This is a genomic window from Wolbachia endosymbiont (group B) of Silvanus unidentatus (assembly GCF_964028615.1).
In the GTDB taxonomy this organism is placed as follows: Bacteria; Pseudomonadota; Alphaproteobacteria; order Rickettsiales; family Anaplasmataceae; genus Wolbachia.
Genome location: NZ_OZ034795.1, coordinates 1,283,373 through 1,301,505 on the forward strand (window position 1 = coordinate 1,283,373; position 18,133 = coordinate 1,301,505).

General features: G+C 33.8%; 17 protein-coding genes, 1 pseudogene and 1 riboswitch. Of the genes and pseudogenes, 12 read left to right on the forward strand and 6 right to left on the reverse strand.

What is annotated here, in order from left to right; translation table 11 throughout:
- Positions 1–3: 3 nt before the first annotated feature.
- The 6 genes and pseudogenes from ABWU65_RS06125 (at position 4) to tnpA (ending at position 4,539) form a co-directional block, all read left to right on the forward strand.
- Positions 4–744, forward strand: coding sequence for a YebC/PmpR family DNA-binding transcriptional regulator (locus ABWU65_RS06125; RefSeq protein WP_019236937.1), 741 nt, complete (start codon positions 4–6; stop codon positions 742–744).
- Positions 741–1,781 (forward strand): M23 family metallopeptidase, encoded by a 1,041-nt coding sequence (locus ABWU65_RS06130; RefSeq protein ID WP_019236938.1) that lies wholly within the window; start codon positions 741–743, stop codon positions 1,779–1,781. The genes ABWU65_RS06125 and ABWU65_RS06130 overlap by 4 nt, the downstream gene beginning before the upstream one ends.
- On the forward strand, positions 1,765–2,634 hold the full coding sequence (locus tag ABWU65_RS06135; RefSeq protein WP_019236939.1) for an SPFH domain-containing protein: 870 nt from the start codon (positions 1,765–1,767) through the stop codon (positions 2,632–2,634). Before ABWU65_RS06130 ends, ABWU65_RS06135 begins: the two co-directional genes overlap by 17 nt.
- 76 nt (positions 2,635–2,710) lie before the next feature.
- Positions 2,711–2,813: riboswitch (TPP riboswitch) on the forward strand.
- A complete protein-coding gene (locus tag ABWU65_RS06140; RefSeq protein WP_026097271.1) occupies positions 2,802–3,086 on the forward strand; it encodes a SemiSWEET family sugar transporter in 285 nt (94 codons plus the stop codon). It overlaps the preceding riboswitch by 12 nt.
- A complete protein-coding gene (locus ABWU65_RS06145; protein ID WP_213863930.1) occupies positions 3,058–3,738 on the forward strand; it encodes a thiamine diphosphokinase in 681 nt (226 codons plus the stop codon). The genes ABWU65_RS06140 and ABWU65_RS06145 overlap by 29 nt, the downstream gene beginning before the upstream one ends.
- Positions 3,739–4,120: 382 nt before the next feature.
- Positions 4,121–4,539: pseudogene (gene tnpA / locus ABWU65_RS06150) on the forward strand (IS200/IS605 family transposase).
- A gap of 391 nt (positions 4,540–4,930) precedes the next feature.
- Here tnpA and ABWU65_RS06155 read toward each other — a convergent pair.
- Both ABWU65_RS06155 and ABWU65_RS06160 read right to left on the reverse strand, forming a co-directional pair.
- Positions 4,931–6,376: an ankyrin repeat domain-containing protein gene (locus ABWU65_RS06155; protein ID WP_353280459.1), complete on the reverse strand. Its 1,446-nt coding sequence runs from the start codon at positions 6,374–6,376 to the stop codon at positions 4,931–4,933.
- 138 nt (positions 6,377–6,514) lie between these two features.
- A complete protein-coding gene (locus ABWU65_RS06160; RefSeq protein ID WP_353280461.1) occupies positions 6,515–7,666 on the reverse strand; it encodes a Bcr/CflA family efflux MFS transporter in 1,152 nt (383 codons plus the stop codon).
- Between the two features lie 149 nt (positions 7,667–7,815).
- Between ABWU65_RS06160 and ubiE the strand changes: the two genes are divergently transcribed.
- The 5 genes from ubiE to argS all read left to right on the forward strand — a co-directional run bounded on the left by ubiE (position 7,816) and on the right by argS (position 13,340).
- Positions 7,816–8,514: a bifunctional demethylmenaquinone methyltransferase/2-methoxy-6-polyprenyl-1,4-benzoquinol methylase UbiE gene (gene ubiE / locus ABWU65_RS06165; protein ID WP_006012444.1), complete on the forward strand. Its 699-nt coding sequence runs from the start codon at positions 7,816–7,818 to the stop codon at positions 8,512–8,514.
- Between the two features lie 159 nt (positions 8,515–8,673).
- Positions 8,674–10,371 (forward strand): ABC transporter ATP-binding protein, encoded by a 1,698-nt coding sequence (locus ABWU65_RS06170; RefSeq protein ID WP_149168815.1) that lies wholly within the window; start codon positions 8,674–8,676, stop codon positions 10,369–10,371.
- 248 nt (positions 10,372–10,619) lie between these two features.
- The gene (locus tag ABWU65_RS06175) at positions 10,620–10,841 is read left to right on the forward strand and encodes a hypothetical protein (protein ID WP_236681822.1); all 222 of its coding nucleotides are present in this window, start codon (positions 10,620–10,622) and stop codon (positions 10,839–10,841) included.
- Between the two features lie 85 nt (positions 10,842–10,926).
- Positions 10,927–11,505, forward strand: a complete 579-nt coding sequence (locus ABWU65_RS06180) for a hypothetical protein (protein ID WP_149168816.1) — start codon at positions 10,927–10,929, stop codon at positions 11,503–11,505.
- 134 nt (positions 11,506–11,639) lie between these two features.
- Positions 11,640–13,340: an arginine--tRNA ligase gene (argS, locus tag ABWU65_RS06185; protein ID WP_353280464.1), complete on the forward strand. Its 1,701-nt coding sequence runs from the start codon at positions 11,640–11,642 to the stop codon at positions 13,338–13,340.
- A 62-nt stretch (positions 13,341–13,402) separates the two neighbouring features.
- Here argS and ccmA read toward each other — a convergent pair whose 3' ends face one another.
- A complete protein-coding gene (gene ccmA, locus ABWU65_RS06190; RefSeq protein WP_264685491.1) occupies positions 13,403–14,026 on the reverse strand; it encodes a heme ABC exporter ATP-binding protein CcmA in 624 nt (207 codons plus the stop codon).
- Between the two features lie 3 nt (positions 14,027–14,029).
- Complete coding sequence (locus tag ABWU65_RS06195; RefSeq protein WP_052265043.1) at positions 14,030–14,461, reverse strand: hypothetical protein; 432 nt, start codon at positions 14,459–14,461, stop codon at positions 14,030–14,032.
- Positions 14,462–14,890: 429 nt separating this feature from the next.
- Here ABWU65_RS06195 and ABWU65_RS06200 point away from each other — a divergent pair, with 429 nt between their 5' ends.
- A complete protein-coding gene (locus tag ABWU65_RS06200; protein ID WP_353280465.1) occupies positions 14,891–16,891 on the forward strand; it encodes a hypothetical protein in 2,001 nt (666 codons plus the stop codon).
- A gap of 488 nt (positions 16,892–17,379) precedes the next feature.
- Here the strand turns inward: ABWU65_RS06200 and ABWU65_RS06205 are convergent, their stop codons facing one another.
- Positions 17,380–17,787 (reverse strand): nucleoside deaminase, encoded by a 408-nt coding sequence (locus tag ABWU65_RS06205; protein WP_010404879.1) that lies wholly within the window; start codon positions 17,785–17,787, stop codon positions 17,380–17,382.
- 17 nt (positions 17,788–17,804) lie between these two features.
- On the reverse strand, positions 17,805–18,098 hold the full coding sequence (locus ABWU65_RS06210) for a hypothetical protein (protein ID WP_007302591.1): 294 nt from the start codon (positions 18,096–18,098) through the stop codon (positions 17,805–17,807).
- Positions 18,099–18,133: the final 35 nt, after the last annotated feature.

Sequence of the window (18,133 nt, forward strand, 5' to 3'; positions counted from 1 at the left end):
CTTATGGCTGGTCATTCACAGTTTTCAAATATAAAACATCGAAAAGGTGCTCAGGATGCAAAGCGCTCGCAAAAATTTACGAAGCTCATTAGGGAAATAACAGTTGCTGCAAAACAAGGGCTAACTGATCCCGAGCTTAATCCACGTCTTCGCTCTGCTATCTTTTCTGCGCGAAAGGAAAATCTACCAAAAGATAAAATAGAAACAGCAATAAAAAATGCAGCTGGTAACGTTGCTGGAGAAAGTTATGAAGAAATACAATATGAAGGCTGCGGACCTTCTGGTGCTGCACTTATTGTCCATGCTCTGACAAATAATCGCAACCGAACTGCTTCTGAGATACGTTATATCTTTTCTCGCAAAGGCGGTAATTTGGGAGAAACAGGATGTGTGAGTTACCTTTTCGATCATGTAGGCTTAATTGTCTATAAAGCAGAGGGTATAAATTTTGAAGATTTATTTAACTATGGAATTGAATTAGAAGTATTGAATGTTGAGGAAAATAACAAGGAAGAATTATATGTTATAACTTGTGAAGTGAAAGATTTTGGTAGAGTGCGTGATGCTTTCTATACAAAATTTGGAGAACCAGAACTTGCTCGTCTTTCATGGCAACCAAAGGACCTGATTGAAGTTAGCGACAAAGAATTAATTGATAAATTATCTATATTAGTTGAAGAGCTAGAAGATAATGATGATGTGCAGTATGTTGAAGGTAATTTTATTTTTGCTGATAAACTATGAGGCTGGTAATACTTCCACTGCTTTGTATTTTACCAGCATATGCAACTGAAACATTTGCGCAGAAATACTATTGTCATTCCAGTGCCCAGACACTGGAAATTGATTGTAAACAGCACGCTATACAACATTTTCGATTAAAAAACTGTTCAAGCACTGGAATAACAGAAAGCAACCTAAACCACTTTCCAGCGTTACTTCAGCACGGGATCAGAAAAAAAAAAGCTGCTTTGGTGACAGAAAGTGATAGAAAGTTGTTATTCATATCCAGTGACATAAAATCCTCTTTTTTTGACGCAGAAGGTTTGGCGCCAAATACAGTAATGAGATTAATCGACATATATAAAGGTTATGGTGTAGATTTTAAAAAAGACATTGTGCCCAAAAGCAAGTTGGAAGTTCTGTGTGAGAGTGATCAGAAGGCTGAAGAAAAAATTTTATATACTTCACTAACAACAAGCAATAAAGCTATAAGTTTATATTATTATGAGTCACAAAACGGCAAAGAAGAGTATTTTAATAAAGAGGGGATAAGCTTAAAGAGTTTCGTAAGTCCTTTAAACGGAGATTTTCGTATATCCTCGAATTTTGGTAATAGAAAGCATCCCATTCATGGTAAAATTGCTTTTCATAAAGGAGTAGATTATGCAGCTAAACTTGGCACTCCTATACACGCCACTGCAGAAGGTGTAATAGAATATATAGGAAAGAATGGTGGCTATGGGAATTACATCAAAATAAAGCACAACAATAAATATTCAACTTGTTACGCACATATAAGCAAATTTAGTAGCGATGTAAAGTTAGGCTCTAAAGTAAAGCAGGGACAAATCATTGCTTATGTTGGCAGCACTGGTGTTGCAACAGGACCTCATTTACATTATGAAGTTATATATAATGGTAAACATATTGATCCGCTTACGATAGCTCATGGCAATGAGATAAAGTTGCCTGATTGTGAATTAAGAGAGTTTAAATTATTTGTAAGTAAGGTAGATGAAATAATCAGCAGAGAGGGTGCAAGTGAAAAAGCAATCTGATGAAGACAGTACAGATAAAAATACAATAAATGATAGAAATCTAAGTAAAATTCGGGCTTTTCCTGTACTAATAGCGCTAGGGTTAATTTTATTGGTACTTTTTGTGTATGACAGCACAATTGCACTTGGAGTTGCTGCTGTTTCAATATTGACTTTTTCTCAAGGATTTTTCGTTAATGATCCTAATGAAGCAAGAGTGATAGAGTTTTTTGGTCATTATATTGGAACTTATTTTAAGTCTGGAATATGCGTAACGCTTCCGTTTTCGAGTAAATATAGAGTTTCTTTGAAATTTCAGAATATCAATACAGAAAAAATTAAAGTTAATGATGCTAATGGAAGTCCGATAGAGATTTCAGTAGTAATTGTTTGGAGAGTGAGCAGTCCTGCGAAGGCATATTATAATGTTAATAATTATCATGATTTTGTTTTTGTGCAAAGTGACTCGGTAATTAGAGAACTGGCAAGTAATTATCCGTATGATAGCGAAAACGATGAAGAATCTTTGCGTAAAAACTCTGACAAAATTTCAAATGAATTGCGGTCAATGCTACAACAAAGATTGAATATTGCTGGAATTGAAATTGCAGAAGCAAGAATATCGCATTTGGCCTATTCATCTGAGATTGCACAAGCAATGCTGAGGCGTCAACAAGCACATGCCATCACCTCTGCAAGAAAGCATATAGTGCAAAATGCAATAGGAATTATCGAAGAAGTAATAGCCCATTTTGAAAAAAATAAAAGCTTACAATTGGATGGAAAACAAAAGGTTCAATTGATAAACAATTTGCTAGTTGCTCTGATCTCTGAGCAGGATGCACAGCCGACTATTAGTTTGGATAATAATTAGCATAGAAGCCGATTGGGTTTCATGAATGCAAGTCACTGTTAATTTCTTGATTAATAGACTAAATGATGTTATAAATTACACGCATTAGGGGTGCTCTAAAAAAGCTGAGAGTACATAAAGTACAACCCTTTGAACCTGATCTTGTTAAAACAAACGTAGGAAAATGTATGTATATAAATATTGAAGAATGCTTTGGCTTCATCGCGTTCATTACATCTCTCATTGGGTTATTGCCTCAAGTATATAGAGCATATATCACAAAACTTACTCGTGACGTATCGATGCTAATGTTGGTGAATTATCTTATTTTTTCATCATCTTGGCTTATTTACGGTATTTGTCAGGGTTTAACTTTTATGATACTCAGTAATATTGCTGGATTAGTGATCAGTATAATATCAATTGTTCAAAAATGTTACTACGATGCAAAAACTGCACGAAGCGTTTTATAACCATATGCTACATTGTAGCGTGGAGCAAGAATATCGTTCTATTGTAGTACTAAATGGAGAAATACCTGATTCATCGTTTTTTAAACAAGATATACCTGTTATTGCTGTAGATGGAGGAGCAAACAAGCTTCTATCAATTGGCGTAAAACCTGATCTTGTAATAGGAGATTTGGATAGTATAAATCCGAATTTACGTGCTAACTTAAATACAGTATATCTACCTGATCAAGATTATTGCGACTTTTCTAAAGCAATGGCTCACTTAAAAACAGTAAAGTTATTGCCATCAATAGTAACGGGTATTACTGGAGGAGCAATTGATCATATACTACAAAATATCAACATTTTTTCAAGTACAGATAGTATCTTTTATATGCCTTCGCCTTCCATGGTGGGGTACGCCTTACAAAAAGGTATTAGCTATTTTTCCTCTTTGCTAAAAAATACTAAAATATCCTTACTTGGTATACCGAAAGCTCAAATATCAACTAAAGGATTACAATGGGAACTATGCCATAGTAACCTTGCTTTTCCAGGAAAGAATTCTTGCTTTAATCGAAGTCTAGGCAATGAGTTATCTATAGAAATACACAGCGGCGTGTGTTTAGCAATGATATATTTAGAAGCAGTAAATGATGATGGTGTGTATTGAGTTAAAACATTAAGAAAAAAAAAGTAGAAAAACCGTGTTAACACTAATTCTAAAAACTACAGGCGCCTGTTGTTAGCTAAAGTAAAGGTCAAATATCTGGAATTCTGGACATAAAATCCTCCTGTATAAAAAAGATTCAGAATGTACACACAACAGATGTAGCTGAATTTTTATTGAAAAATTGGTTAAAAGGTCTGCAGACCAAGATAAATTTTGAGCTCTCTAAATATCTCTACCATCATTATAATGGCATCTTGAGTATGCGGAAGCAATTTTTTCATTAAAATAAAAAATTTTATTGTCCCAAATTTGGGAGAAAAACCCTGGACTTGAAGTCCATCCTTTTAAGAATATAATTTTAAGGTGAAAAATCTGAAAGAATGTGGAATATTATAGAAAAAGCAGTCACTCTGTATATATATCACATAGTGTGGATAACAAAATATCGATATCCAGTACTAGTTGGAGATATTGGACAGAAAGCTAAAGAAGTTGTACAAGAAGTATGTGCAAATAATCAAGTAGAAATTATCAGAGGTAGAGTTGCGTCAAGTCATGTACACGTATACGTTTCTGTACCCCCATACTTAAGTATTAGTAAGTTAGTGCAGTTAATAAAAGGAAAAAGTTCCAGAAAAATCCAGCAAAACTTTCCAGAGCTAAAAAAGAGATATTGGGTTGTGGGCAGTAGGCTAGTTTGTCAGGACTAGCGGAAATGTAACTGACGAAATGATAAAAAATTATATTGAAAATCACTCTAAAAAAGAGGATAAATTTGGTGACTTTCAAGTCGAAAGTTAGCATTCTATGCTCTCTCTCAATCTTTGGATTTTAATCCATAGTGGTTGAATCTACAGCGAATAAAAAGGAGTTTGCTAATTTTCATACTGATCGGATTTCACTACTCAAACCTAGAAACTTTAATGTATCAAGGTATTTATTCAGGGGAATGTGCAAGCCAATGCTCCCTTTTTTGTCATTCAAGTAGTCTTTTCTTGTCATTCAGGTAGCTCCTTATTGTCATCCCAGTGCTTGACACTGGGATGACATTGTCTTGAATGGGAATCGTTTCGTAATACACCAAAGGTTGTGCACCAAAAGAGCGTCATTCCAGTCTGGAATCCATTATACTCCGTAAATTTAATTGGTTTCATGACATCAACTTTTGCATTCCAGTTATGCAAGAAATCTATTATATAATATTATTATCACCCTCTTGATAGTTTGTTAGCTCCTCTCCTCCTGAGTTACTTGGTGCAATTATTTGATCAGATTCAGTTGATGGTTCATCAGATCCAAACAACCATGAAAAAAATCCACCAAAAAATGATCCTATTAAAGAAAAAGGTTTAATCAGTATACCAAACAAACTACTAAAAAAAGAGCTTGGCTGTTCTTCATTTGTTGATGATTCACTTCGTGGACTAACACCATTTTGTGTAAGTGTTATGTCAATAGAATGTCCATTATCAGCAGCTTCAATTTTTACATCACTTTCTTCTTCTGCACTGATCTCCTGTTGTTCTTCCTTTGGGTCTTGCTCTTGTGTAACTGGTTGGACATTACCTTCTTGTCCAGCATCTTTCTCTTGATCTCCTTTACTATCTGTCGATACTGAACTGTCATCAGTTTTTTCTGCGGCTTTTTTTAATAGAGCTTTTATTTCTTCTGTTTTAGCTAAATCAAAAGGAGTTTTTTCATCCTTGTCTTTTACATTGATATCGATTCCGTCTACTGCTAATAGAATTTTTACTATTTCTATATGACCATTTTTAGCAGCATAATGTAAAGGGGTCTTTTCACTTTCATCTATTGCATTAACATCTGCCCCCTTATCTAGATCATCTTCTAGCTGCTGAGAAAAACCGTCCCCAAGCTTAGCAAATAAGTGTAAGGGAGTCGCTTTATATAATTCTAGTTTAATTTCATTAACACCATTGGGTTTGTTAAAATATATTACAGAACTAAATCTTGTTTTATTATTTATATCGGTACCAATCTTTATGAAGTCTAAATCATTTTTAACAAAATCTTTTCCTGATGATTGGTAATGGTCAATGACTTGCTTTTTTATTGACTTATGAGATCTTTTAATATTTTCTATAATTTTATTTACTTCTTCTTGTGAAAAGCTGAAAGCTAAAGGTTCATAATCTTTATAATCATCAGAAATTGTCGCTTTGAAAAGGGTATAAACTTTATTGATTTGTCTTGAAGATATTTCTTTTTGTGAAAAGTTGAAAGCTGGAGGATACACACTGTAATTAAAACCTTCATATTTAAACTCAAGTGGCCCAGTTCCAATAAATTTTAGATTATGATCCTTTGTTAGTTGTGATAAAAAATTTTTCCATTTACTTTCATCAAACTCGTTGTAACGAGGCCATGAGTAAATTAATACTTTATCTCCAACATCTCCAAATTGTACATGAATACTGTTTGGTTGTTTGAATATATCATTATATTCTTTTCCAAAATCATAGGTGTTAAGAACCTTAACTGACATATTATGAACATCATTGCTGATATATTTTAAGAAGATTTCCCTAACTTTGTGAGTCTTTTCAGCTAATCGAACTTTCTCACCCTGATTTAGAGAGCTGTTAAAATGTGTATAATCAATAAAATTGCCACTCATCTGCACTTTTCTATAGAAATTGTATTATCATGGTACAGTTGCTAATAATCAATGAACTCTGCAGATAAAGTTCTCTGGATGCCAGCACCACATACCGAAATTACACCTTCATAAGGTTATATAAGAAATCTATTGTAATCAGCCTTCTCTGTGTTTTTCAGTATATTTAAGTAAACTATATATAAGAATTGCAATTATAGAACATGCAACTGTTAACAGTAAATTTGGTAAAATACTATAGTGAAAAAATTTTCCTACTATGTATATTCCAACAGCCCCAAACATCATATTGCAAAATGAGAGAACTGCACTACCAAGCCCTATACTTTTGACCGTTTCTAAAGCAGAAGTTACGTTATTGCTGATTACGAGTGCAAGCCCGATATTGCTCGGAATCCAAGTAACTTGAAGAATAAGTACACTGAACTTGTTTGTGAGATAAAAATATACCAATAAACCATCCGATATCATCGGTAATACCAAACCTATTATTAACATCTTGCTCACTCCTATTTTTGGTACGTACCTTCTATTAATTAAAGTTCCAATTATGTAAAATATAACTATGATTGATATGAGATAGCCAAAATATTGTACTTCAACGCCCATTGATTCAAATATGAACGGGTAGTTAGCAATGTATGCCCAAAGCCACATGAAAGTTAATCCATGAATGGCTGAAAACCCAAGGAAACGATAATTCTTAAATATTAATATATACTGCTTGAAGATATTAATACTGGCTTTACTTTTATTTACGGTCAGCGTTTCTTGTAGCTTCAAGTAAATAAAAATGAGCATAATAATTGCGGCAAGTGATATGATAAAAAACAAAAACTTCCAACTATAACCATGTGAAATTATATAACTGCCTACCACTGGAGCTATTCCAGGTGAAAGTGCTACTACCATATTTAACTTTGAGATTACTCTTGAGTATTCACTACCTGAGTACATATCCCTGATTGCTGCATATCCGACAACGCCTGCAACACCAGCTCCTGCTCCTTGTATAAAACGGATTAATATTAAAAGTATAATATTATCAGCTATGCAACATACAATACTTGCCAAAGTAAAAATTGCCATGCCAATCAGCATTATTAGGCGCCTACCATAATAGTCTGACAGTGGCCCATAAATTAATCCAGATATTGCAACTCCTACTAAATTTAAACTGATCGTAAGCTGCGCTATATTACCTTTCACCTTAAAATAGTTGGCAATACTTGGCAATGCAACTGAGTATAAGTCTGTTGCCATATCAACAACTGCTACAGATAATATCATAATAAGAGAGATGATATTTTGTGAAAAAGCTGTCGACACTAATGATTTACTGGATTAAATATGTTTAATTGTAGTATATTTTTCTCATTAGTATATTAATTTAACTGCTAAAGTTTAAAATAATTATGTAAGCAATCTCTATATAAAATATGGATAAATCACAACTAGTTAAAGAGGTTTTCGATTCTGTAGCAAATTGCTACGACATCATGAATGATATAATGAGTCTCGGAATGCACAGGCTATGGAAAGAGAAGATGGTAAGTAGTGTGCATTTTAAAAAGAACTCCAAGGTTTTGGATATTGCTGGAGGAACCGGAGATATAGCTATAAGAATAGCAAGAGGTGAACCAAGTGCTCAAGTTACAGTATGTGATATAAATCAAAACATGCTGGACAAAGGGCGTGATAAAGCAATAAATTCAAATCAGCTAAATTTCAATTGGGTATGTGCAAATGCAGAGAGCTTACCATTTGAAGATTCTGAATTTGATTATTATACAGTAGCTTTTGGTATTCGAAACTTTTCTGACCGTAAAAAGGCTTTAAGTGAAGCATATAGGGTATTGAAGCAAAATGGACAATTTGTCTGCTTGGAATTTGCCCCTATGCATTATCAAAATGAGATATTCACCAAATTTTATGACTTATACTCATTTAAAGTAATTCCTAAAATTGGCAGCATAGTTGCTAAAGATAAGGGTTCTTATGAATATCTAGTAAAAAGCATAAGAGAATTTCCAACTCAGACTAACTTTAAAATGGAAATTGAAGAGGTAGGCTTTAAGAATGTTGAGTTCCACAATATGAGTTATGGAATAGTAGCATTACATATTGGAACAAAATAAACTCTGGTCTATTCAGTAGTTTTTTTGCTAACTTTCTGTAATTTCGCAGCGTTTTTCCTTCAGAAGCTAAAGTTTCTTGAACGTATTGTTCTAAGGAAGTACACTGTAGACTAATGCTGTAACTTTTTCCTGAAGCTAAATACTTAACTTTAAAATAAAATGCAATCTAACATTAAGCAGTTATTTTACTATATAAAACCTAGTTTACATTATTTTACCGTAGCGTTTATTGCAGTTCTATTTTCAGCTTTAACGATTCTTCTTTTTGGTAGGGGCTTAAGCAACATAATTGATTCTGGCGCAGAGCATAATTTTACTACTAATCTATTAGTTGCAATACTGATAGTTTTAGGCATCTCTCTCACTGCATTTATTCGGTTATATTTCATTGGCATTGGAAGCGAAAAAGTTATCGCAAGAATCAGATATGACTTATATAGCAGTATTACTGATTTACAACCAAGTTTCTTTGAGAATACAGGTGTGCAAGATGTTATCTCAGCACTCATTACTGATACCTCTGCATTGCAATCGATAATAAACAGCAGCTTATTGACAATATTGAGGAATGCAGTGGTACTAACTGGTAGTGTTGCAATGCTGTTATACACAAATCTACATTTAACCGCATATGCAGCTGCAATAATACCTATACTGCTCATTGTCATGACTTCACTTGGGAAAAAAGTACGCAATTATGCACGCTTTGCTCAGGATAAATTAAGTGAGCTTGCATCATTTAGTGAGGAAAATTTTAGATCTATAGTAACTATCAAATCGTTTGTACTCGAAGAAAATGAAAAAATCCATTTTCAGAAACATCTAAACTCAGTATCAAAATCATACGTAAAATTAGTACTCTTGCGTGCTATTTTAGTAACTCTAGTTATCACGTGTGTGATAGGTTCGCTAGTTGTTTTGCTTTTTTTGGGAATAAAAGAAGTCTTAAGTAATAATATGACCATTGGAGAACTCTCCTCATTTGTGTTTTATTCAGCACTTGCTGCAGGGGCTGTAAACAATCTAAGCGATAACATCAGTGATTTGCAACGAGGTCTTGGAATTGTAGAGCGTTTATTTGAATTTATGAACATGAAAAGCTCTATATTAGATAATGATAATCCTATAAGGATCAATAGTGTTCAAAAAGGAATTTCGTTTAACGATGTAACATTTTTTTATGCTGATAAGCCAGCATTAAATAACGTATCATTTTCTATAGAGGCAGGCCAATCAGTATCAATTGTTGGACCATCTGGCAGTGGCAAGAGCACCATTTTAAAGCTTTTGCTCCGTTTTCACGATCCAAGTGAAGGCAGTATTACTATCGATGGACAGAATATTAAGACAATTGCGCTAAATGATCTAAGATCGCTGTTTGGCTTAGTACCACAAGATCACATGATATTTTCTTGCTCAATAATGGAAAATATACTATATGGTAAACCAGATGCTGAATATGAAGAGGTGAAGCAAGCAGCTATCAGTGCGTATGCAATGGAATTTATTGATAAGCTGCCGGATAAATTTGATACATTTGTAGGAAAAAGAGGACTAAAGCTTTCCGAAGGACAAAAGCAACGTATTATAATAGCAAGAGCAATACTGAAAAATCCTCAGGTTTTAATACTGGATGAAGCAACTTCCGCCCTCGACTATAAAAGTGAAAGCCTAGTGCAAAAAGCACTTAGCAAGTTGATGCAAAACAGAACAACAATTATAATTACGCACAGGCTATCAACCGCACTCAAAACTGACAAGATTATAGTGATTAATTGCGGGAAAGTGGAAGAAGTTGGTACTCATGATTCTCTAATGAATAAAGATGGGCTGTATGCAAAATTGGTGAAGATATAGTAAAAACTGAAGGAAAATTTGAGTCATACTTGTTGGTTGTTATGCTAGATTGATAACTAAAACTATTAAATCTTTAATTGTTTTAACTTATAATAATATCATATTGTCCACCTGCTCCTGCTTGTCCACCTTGTCCGGAACTTAAGCCTGAACCTAAGCCTGAATCTAAAGATGATGATAAATCGATACCATTTGACATAAAAAAGCTTGCAATATCAACCTTGCCAGGAACGGATAAGATTCTCAATTTGAAAACCTCTGATGAAACAGGTATGAGTTCTAAGGAATGTGGGGAAATTATTGCGAGTACTAGAAATGACCTTAGGATTTCAGATGGCAAAATTGTGGGTAAATGTTACGACAATACTGAATGTGATAAATGTGTGGATGCATTGAACTCTAGCATAATCATGGTTCTTGCTACTGATCACAATACACAAGCGGCAGACTCGAATATTTATTTTCTATAAAAGTAATATAATGTGTGTATTGTTAGTACACACATTATTCTATGTTTAATTGTTTGATAAATTTATTTATTGATGGAGTTATTTTATGTTTAAAAGCGCCTATGCTCATCCAATGCCAACTAATACATGTTTTGTAAATGATATGGTAAGAGTTAATTTGTTTACAAAGTTGGATGATTGTAAAGTCAATAAGAGTAAGTTGATTCATGATAAATGTGGTAAAGATCTTAAGTGTAAGATTAATGACAGGACTATGAATGAACTGAAAAAATGTTTTAAGTTTGAGATTGATGATAAGACTAAAAATGAACTGAAAGAAAATATTAAGAATGAACTAGAGAAAAGTATTAAGTTTGAGATTAGTGATAAGACTAAGAATGATCTAAAAGAAAGTATTAAGAATGAACTAGAGAAAAGTCTTAAGTTTGAGATTGATGATAAGACTAAAAATGAACTGATAGAAAATATTAAGAATGAACTAGAAAAAGGTCTTAAGTTTGAGATTAGTGGTAAGACTAAGAATGAGCTAAAAGAAAGTATTAAGAATGAACTGGAGAAAGAGAAAAATGGAGGTACAGGGAATGAAGGTACAGGGAATGCTTATTTTAGTGAAAGCGAAAGTATGGCTTTCCGTCACTATAGTGACAGCAACGACTTAATGTAAACTATAATTTTTCTGGGTTTCAAAAGACCCAGAAAAGGTTGCCTTACACCAAACAAAGAGTAGAGAGAAAATCATAACTTCAACTAGCCCCACTTATTTGCTATACTGCTATAGATTTTATAGCAGTATAGTGAATGAACATTTTCAAGCAGATTTCCTCTCTAATTTCCAGCAAATTAAATGAGTTGAAACAAAGGGGTGTCATAAATACAAGTGCAGAAAATTTTATTGTGGAACCTCCAAGCAATAGAGCACATGGTGATATTTACACAAATGTTGCTATGGTGCTTGCAAAGCATGAAAAAAAGAATCCAATTGAGATTGCAGGGATCTTAGCAAGAGAATTTAAACCTTTTGATGAAGTTGCAGAAGTGGAAATAGCAAGCCCCGGTTTTATCAATATGCACTTAAAAATAGAAGTGTGGCATGGGATTTTAAAACAAATAAATGAGCTAAAAACGGAGTTTGGCACTCTAAATATTGGAAATAATCAGGCTGTCAATGTTGAATTTGTATCTGCAAATCCAACTGGTCCTCTGCATATTGGTCATGCAAGAGGGGCAGTGTTTGGTGATGTTTTAGCAAATTTACTAAAGAAAGTTGGCTATAATGTTACTAAGGAGTACTACATTAATGACGCTGGAGCGCAGATAGATACACTAATAAAGTCAGTATATTTGCGGTATAAGGAAGTTCTGGGAGAGAAAATTAGCATCGAAAAAGGTTTATACCCAGGTGAATATTTAAAACCAATAGGGGAGGCACTAGCTAAAAAATATGGCAAAGAGCTTAGAGAAGAGGAGGATAATCAAATAATTAGAGAGTATACTTTAAGTTCCATTTTAGAGATAATAAAGGAAGACATGAACTTACTTGGAGTAAGTCATGATGTCTTTACTTCAGAGTATGAGCTACGTGGCAAAATCGAAGAGAGTATAAAGATATTATCTGACAAGGGTCTAGTGTATGAAGGGTACCTGGAGAAACCAAAAGGCAAAGAAAGTGAAAATTGGACTTCCAGAAAAGAAATGTTATTTCGCTCTACAAAATTTGGCGATGATGTTGACCGCGCATTGAAGAAAGAGGACGGCAGTTGGACTTATTTTGCCTCAGATATCGCTTACCATTTTGATAAGATATCGCGTGGTTTTAACAATATGATCGTAGAGCTCGGCAGTGACCATGGCGGTTATATTAAAAGGCTTAGAGCAGTTGTCTCTGCGCTCAGTGATGATCAAGCAAAAATAGAGGTAAAACTGCATAATATTGTGAATTTTTTCGAGAATGAAAAACCTGTTAAGATGTCCAAAAGATCAGGAAATTTTCTTACAGCTAGGGATGTAGTGGAAGAGGTTGGCAGGGATATAACTCGTTTTATAATGTTAACACGCAAGAATGATATGGTCTTGGACTTTGATTTTGCTAAAGTTAAAGAACAGTCAAAAGACAACCCTATTTTTTATGTGCAATATGCGCACGCCCGTGCTCATTCGTTAATGCGTAATGCTCCAAAAGAGCTCCCAACAGCAGACCCTTCACTTTTAAAGACAGATGGGGAGCTATTCCTCATAAAAACCTTAGCAAAGTGGCCAGATGTGGTAGAAATATCTGCAAGGCTTTGTGAGCCACATAGAATTACTTTCTACTTACTTGAAGTTGCAGAAGCGTTTCACGTTTTATGGGGATATGGCAAAAGTGATTTAAATATGAGGTTTATACTGGAGAATAACTTAAATCTCACCGCTGCAAGAATGTTTCTCGTCCAAGCCTTAGCACACGTCATTGCTTCTGGACTTTCGATTTTTAATATAGAGCCTTTGAAAGAGATGAGTTAATTTTAATGCGTAATATTAAATGTGATAATAAATTATTGATGTAAGTACAATAAGGCCAAAAATTATACAAGAGGTCTGTTAAAATCACGTATGTCGATTGTCTTGAAGTCAAACAATTGTTCTGTAGAGCTATGTCCTGTAATAATTACTGTACCGTTCTGCTCAGAGCGTATTGAGATTAGGTTCAATACTAATTCACATGTTGTGCTATCAAGATTACAGAAAGGTTCATCTATCAGCCAGATATTTGCATTAGAAATTAAAAGGCGGGCAAGCGCAACTCTTCTTTTCCAGCCTGCAGAAAGTTCACCATATCTAATGTTAAATACAGGTTGCAACTCTAAACAATAAGCAGCTGCCATAACTGATTCTCTAGTGTTCCGTATTCTTGCCCAGAATTCTATGTTTTCACCAATTGTTAAGCTATCTTTACAGGCGTTTTTATGTCCTACGTAAACCATGGAAGATATAAAGGATTTTGGATCATCATATATGTCTTTTCCGTAGTATCTTATATTGCCTGATACTGGCGGTAAGAGTCCAGATAAACTTCTGATTAAGCTGGTTTTGCCGCTACCATTTGGACCAGTGATTAAGATTTTTGATTTTGGCTCAGCTTTAAAATTGAGGTTTTTAAATAATACTTTGTTATTACGAGCACAGGATAGATTTTTACATTCAAGCATGGATTATCTGCCTTTTCCTTTATATTTACCCTTAGTTGAAGACTGAGCTTTTATAAATAGCTCCCAAAATCCTTTCTTATCACCTTCTCTGTGTATCAATTGTGCAAAATGTTTCATTAAACTATTACCCATCATAACCATCTTTGTCCATTTGCCTAACGGTTTTGCTATATCAACTATTTCTAGATCTTCTTTGTAAACTTGCATATTCTTTTGTTTCTCCCTTAGCATTTCCTGTTGTTTCATCAACTCTTTTTGCTTATTTTTTTGATACAATTCATTAAATCTTCTATTTTCTTCCCACTCTTCTTTGAGAACTTTTAGAGGAAATATAATTTTCCTAATATGATTTTTGTATATTTTTCTCAAAAAGAGAGATACTGCAATTATAGCAAGTAATATCGTGCTATATGTAATGATTTGTCCGAACGGCATTTTTATACTCAGCTTATTGGCAAGCGGTATTTACAATTATACCATAACTATAGAAATTTTACAATTTTTTTCTGGATAAAGATAGTAGACTAAAAATTTCTAAAGGACAAAAGCAACGTATTTACGTACAGGCTATCAACTACTACACTCAAAACTGACAAGTGATTAATCATTGGAGAGTAGAGGAATCACGGCTCTCTAATGAATAAAGATGGACTGTGTCAAGCTGGTGAGTAAGGTGGAAATTGAATAATTGTTGGTTATCATGCTAGATCTAAGATATAAGTTATAAAATTTTTAATCATTTTGGCTTATAATAATTTCTGAGTTAACCTGAGATTTCCTGAGCTGTGGTTTCTTTTACCCATGTTGAATTCCTAGCTTTTATACTCTAATTTAATTCCAGTTTTGACTATATAGGAGGTCACAATGTCAAACAATATCTATAGCGATCAAGTTAATAATAGTAATTTATATGCCAACAAACTTTTTTATGGTGAAGAGGGTGAGCAAGTCGAAAATCTAGGAGATCAGGTTGCGGAAAAAGAGGATGATAAATCAGAAGAAGATTTACTTCGTGACTGTAGAGATGAAACTAAGAAGGCAAAAGATAAGTTAATACAGTGTAAAAAAGATGCTGTGGAATCACAAAGAGAAATTACAAAATTAGAAGCAGAAGCTAGTGAATTAAAGTCACAGGTTCAAGAAGAAAGAGAGAAGGTAGAACAAACTAAGAATGAAGCAAAAGCAGAAGTTGATAAGTTAAAATTACAGGTTCAAGAAGAAAGAGAGAAGGTAGAACAAACTAAGAATGAAGCAAAAGCAGAAGTTGATGAGTTAAAATTACAGATTCAAGAAGAGAAAGGGAAGGTAGAACAAACTAAGAATGAAGCTGAGGCAGCAAAAGCAGAAGTTGATGAGTTAAAATTACAGATTCAAGAAGAGAAAGGGAAGGTAGAACAAACTAAGAATGAAGCTGAGGCAGCAAAAGCAGAAGTTGATGAGTTAAAATTACAGATTCAAGAAGAGAAAGGGAAGGTAGAACAAACTAAGAATGAAGCTGAGGCAGCAAAAGCAGAAGTTGATGAGTTAAAATTACAGGTTCAAGAAGAGAAAGGGAAGGTAGAACAAACTAAGAATGAAGCAAAAGCAGAAGTTGATAAGTTAAAATTACAGTTTCAAGAAGAAAGAGAGAAGGTAGAACAAACTAAGAATGAAGCTGAGGCAACAAAAAATGAGTTAATACAGTGTAAAAAAAATGCTGAGAAGATGAAAGAAAACGGTGGACAGGCAATTAATCAGGAAAAATGTGATGATATTAAAGCAGAAGCTGAACAAGCAAAATTAGAAGCTAAACTAGCAAAAGAGGAAATTTTGAGGTACAAAATTGAACAGGAGAAAGAAGAAGTGATGCAGAGTAAGATTGAAGAAGTAAAAGAAGAACTTTTAAAGTGTAAAATTAACATGGCAAAAGCAGAGACTGAGTGGTATAAAAAAGCAGCTGAAGAATGTAAAAATGAGAAAAGAATCGGTAAAGATAAACCTAGTATTAGGGGAGAGGATGAAAATGATAGAGGCAAACATGTTACCAATGAGGACGATCGCACTGATAAAGATAAACCTAGTATTAGGGGAGAGGATGAAAATGATAGAGGCAAACATGTTACCAATGAAGGAGGGAATGAAAGTGGAGAAATTACATCTCGAGAAATAACACCAGATCTTAGCCTGCCAGAAATTTGTGGGCCTAAGGCTACTTTGTATAAATCGAATAATAAGATAGGTTGTCAAGGTTTTAATACATCTGATTTATTAAAAGAACTCTATCCTGAGATGTATAGTAATTCTAAAATTGTGCCATATATAGAAAAGGGATCAGAGGGTGTTTATGGTGCAGTAAATTTTAAATTTGCCTTTACTGATAATATTAGTTCAGCAGCCAACTTTAGTAATACGAAATGTCTTAAATGTATTGATAGTCCACTAGAGTTAGCTTGTCAGGACGAGAAGGTTAAGAGTTTCTGCCAGTTTGGCACTGATTATGATAATAAAGAATTAAACAAGAATTTTTTTTCTAGAGAATCATGTCCTGATCTCATCAAAGACCCCGGTGGAGCAAATATTGTGAAAGCGAAACAAGTTGCACCATTGATAATTGTTAATAACGCAGGGAATATGATAGATAAAGAGGGCAATAATACTCAAGTACACTATAATTCATTAAAGCCTTATCTAAAGCTTAATGGTAAAATCAGGGACTGTGGAAATGATCAAAAGTGTAAAGATTATAATGCAATTATGGAGAAAGTTGCATGGGATAGTGATAAGGAAGTACTATTAAAAACTGCTGTTAATAATACGCAAGAAGCAAATCCTTATTATTATGAAAATGAGGATAATTCTACTTTCGTTGAATTTGGTTCTATATAAGGCTGAATTTGTCTAATTTTTTCTACACTAGACACAATTTAGTCGTATCTGAACAAATACATAATCTATATAAAGAGGACGTAGGTACCATTTGTCCTTTTAAGGCATTTATGTCAATGATATGCGTAATCCATGATTTTAAACATGATGATCCTCCTAAGTAATACAAAAAAACTCAGAAAAATGTATATAGCTATGATAGAAGTTATCTATACCAATATACTTTAACTAGAGATTATAAATTAATGAAGTTGAAAAGTCTGCAGACGAAGATAGATTTCGAGCTCTAGAATATCTTCACTATCAAAATAACAAAGCTGTCAAAATTTGTCAAGTAATTTTTATCGCAACTGTACAAACATTGCACAGGACAAATTTAAAATGCTGTCTGTTCAGACGCATGTGAAACCAGTGCTTCTTTTCATCCCACTTCCATGCGGCTAAACCCTTTTCATAATCTCCTATCTATCATTTCTTAAACCACTCCCCTAAGTTCTCAATTTCTCAAAGAAATCTTTTAATAAAAGAGAACATTTTGTTTCTAATATTCCACCATAAACTTCAGGTATGTGGTTACAGAATTGAAATATTCTAGTGCCGTTTTCAACTCCTCCACCTTTGGGATTGTAAGCCCCGAAGTACAGACGTTTAATTTTTGCAAAAGAGATAGCTTGAGCGCACATCGGGCACGGCTCTAACGTTACGTACATTTCAGCTTCATAAAGCGTGGAAGTTGAAAATGCTTGTCTAATTGTTAACATTTCTGCATGTGCAGTTGGATCATTAGATATATTGTGTGCAGAGGAGATGATATTGTTTCCATTAACTATTACAGCGCCTATTGGCACTTCGCCATCTTTCTGAGCAAGTTTTGCTTGCTCTATGGCAAGTTCCATGTATTGGTACTTAAACATTAGGTGCTTGGGTAAATATAATTTTCTTTTCTTGGCTTTTCTATTTTTTCTAGGTTATAGAATTCACTAAGGACTATTGTCCTTTTTACAAGGCTATCTATTTCTCGCTTTAAATATTTTTTTATTTCTTCTACCGATTTTAGTTCGTTTATAGCTACAACTACTTCTTCCATTATATCCTCTATAATTTGATCCTCCTCTAATTTATATATTATTTGTTCTACATGCCTATTCAATTCCTCGAAGGTCGCAGATCCATATGTAATGCTATCTTTACTATTTCTTAGTAACATTTTTACCTCTCTATTAGAATAGAGTTTATTAAGTT

What these genes read in the sequence shown, in the direction of transcription:
- ABWU65_RS06170 (WP_149168815.1), top strand. Translation starts at nt 8,674, where the DNA reads ATGCAATCTAACATTAAGCAGTTATTTTACTATATAAAACCTAGTTTA.
- ccmA (WP_264685491.1), bottom strand. Translation starts at nt 14,026, where the DNA reads ATGCTTGAATGTAAAAATCTATCCTGTGCTCGTAATAACAAAGTATTA.
- ABWU65_RS06205 (WP_010404879.1), bottom strand. Translation starts at nt 17,787, where the DNA reads ATGGAACTTGCCATAGAGCAAGCAAAACTTGCTCAGAAAGATGGCGAA.
- ABWU65_RS06160 (WP_353280461.1), bottom strand. Translation starts at nt 7,666, where the DNA reads ATGATATTATCTGTAGCAGTTGTTGATATGGCAACAGACTTATACTCA.
- ABWU65_RS06140 (WP_026097271.1), top strand. Translation starts at nt 2,802, where the DNA reads ATGTATATAAATATTGAAGAATGCTTTGGCTTCATCGCGTTCATTACA.
- ABWU65_RS06145 (WP_213863930.1), top strand. Translation starts at nt 3,058, where the DNA reads ATGCAAAAACTGCACGAAGCGTTTTATAACCATATGCTACATTGTAGC.
- ABWU65_RS06210 (WP_007302591.1), bottom strand. Translation starts at nt 18,098, where the DNA reads ATGTTACTAAGAAATAGTAAAGATAGCATTACATATGGATCTGCGACC.
- ABWU65_RS06125 (WP_019236937.1), top strand. Translation starts at nt 4, where the DNA reads ATGGCTGGTCATTCACAGTTTTCAAATATAAAACATCGAAAAGGTGCT.
- ABWU65_RS06130 (WP_019236938.1), top strand. Translation starts at nt 741, where the DNA reads ATGAGGCTGGTAATACTTCCACTGCTTTGTATTTTACCAGCATATGCA.
- ABWU65_RS06180 (WP_149168816.1), top strand. Translation starts at nt 10,927, where the DNA reads ATGTTTAAAAGCGCCTATGCTCATCCAATGCCAACTAATACATGTTTT.
- ABWU65_RS06195 (WP_052265043.1), bottom strand. Translation starts at nt 14,461, where the DNA reads ATGCCGTTCGGACAAATCATTACATATAGCACGATATTACTTGCTATA.
- argS (WP_353280464.1), top strand. Translation starts at nt 11,640, where the DNA reads ATGAACATTTTCAAGCAGATTTCCTCTCTAATTTCCAGCAAATTAAAT.
- ubiE (WP_006012444.1), top strand. Translation starts at nt 7,816, where the DNA reads ATGGATAAATCACAACTAGTTAAAGAGGTTTTCGATTCTGTAGCAAAT.
- ABWU65_RS06200 (WP_353280465.1), top strand. Translation starts at nt 14,891, where the DNA reads ATGTCAAACAATATCTATAGCGATCAAGTTAATAATAGTAATTTATAT.
- ABWU65_RS06155 (WP_353280459.1), bottom strand. Translation starts at nt 6,376, where the DNA reads ATGAGTGGCAATTTTATTGATTATACACATTTTAACAGCTCTCTAAAT.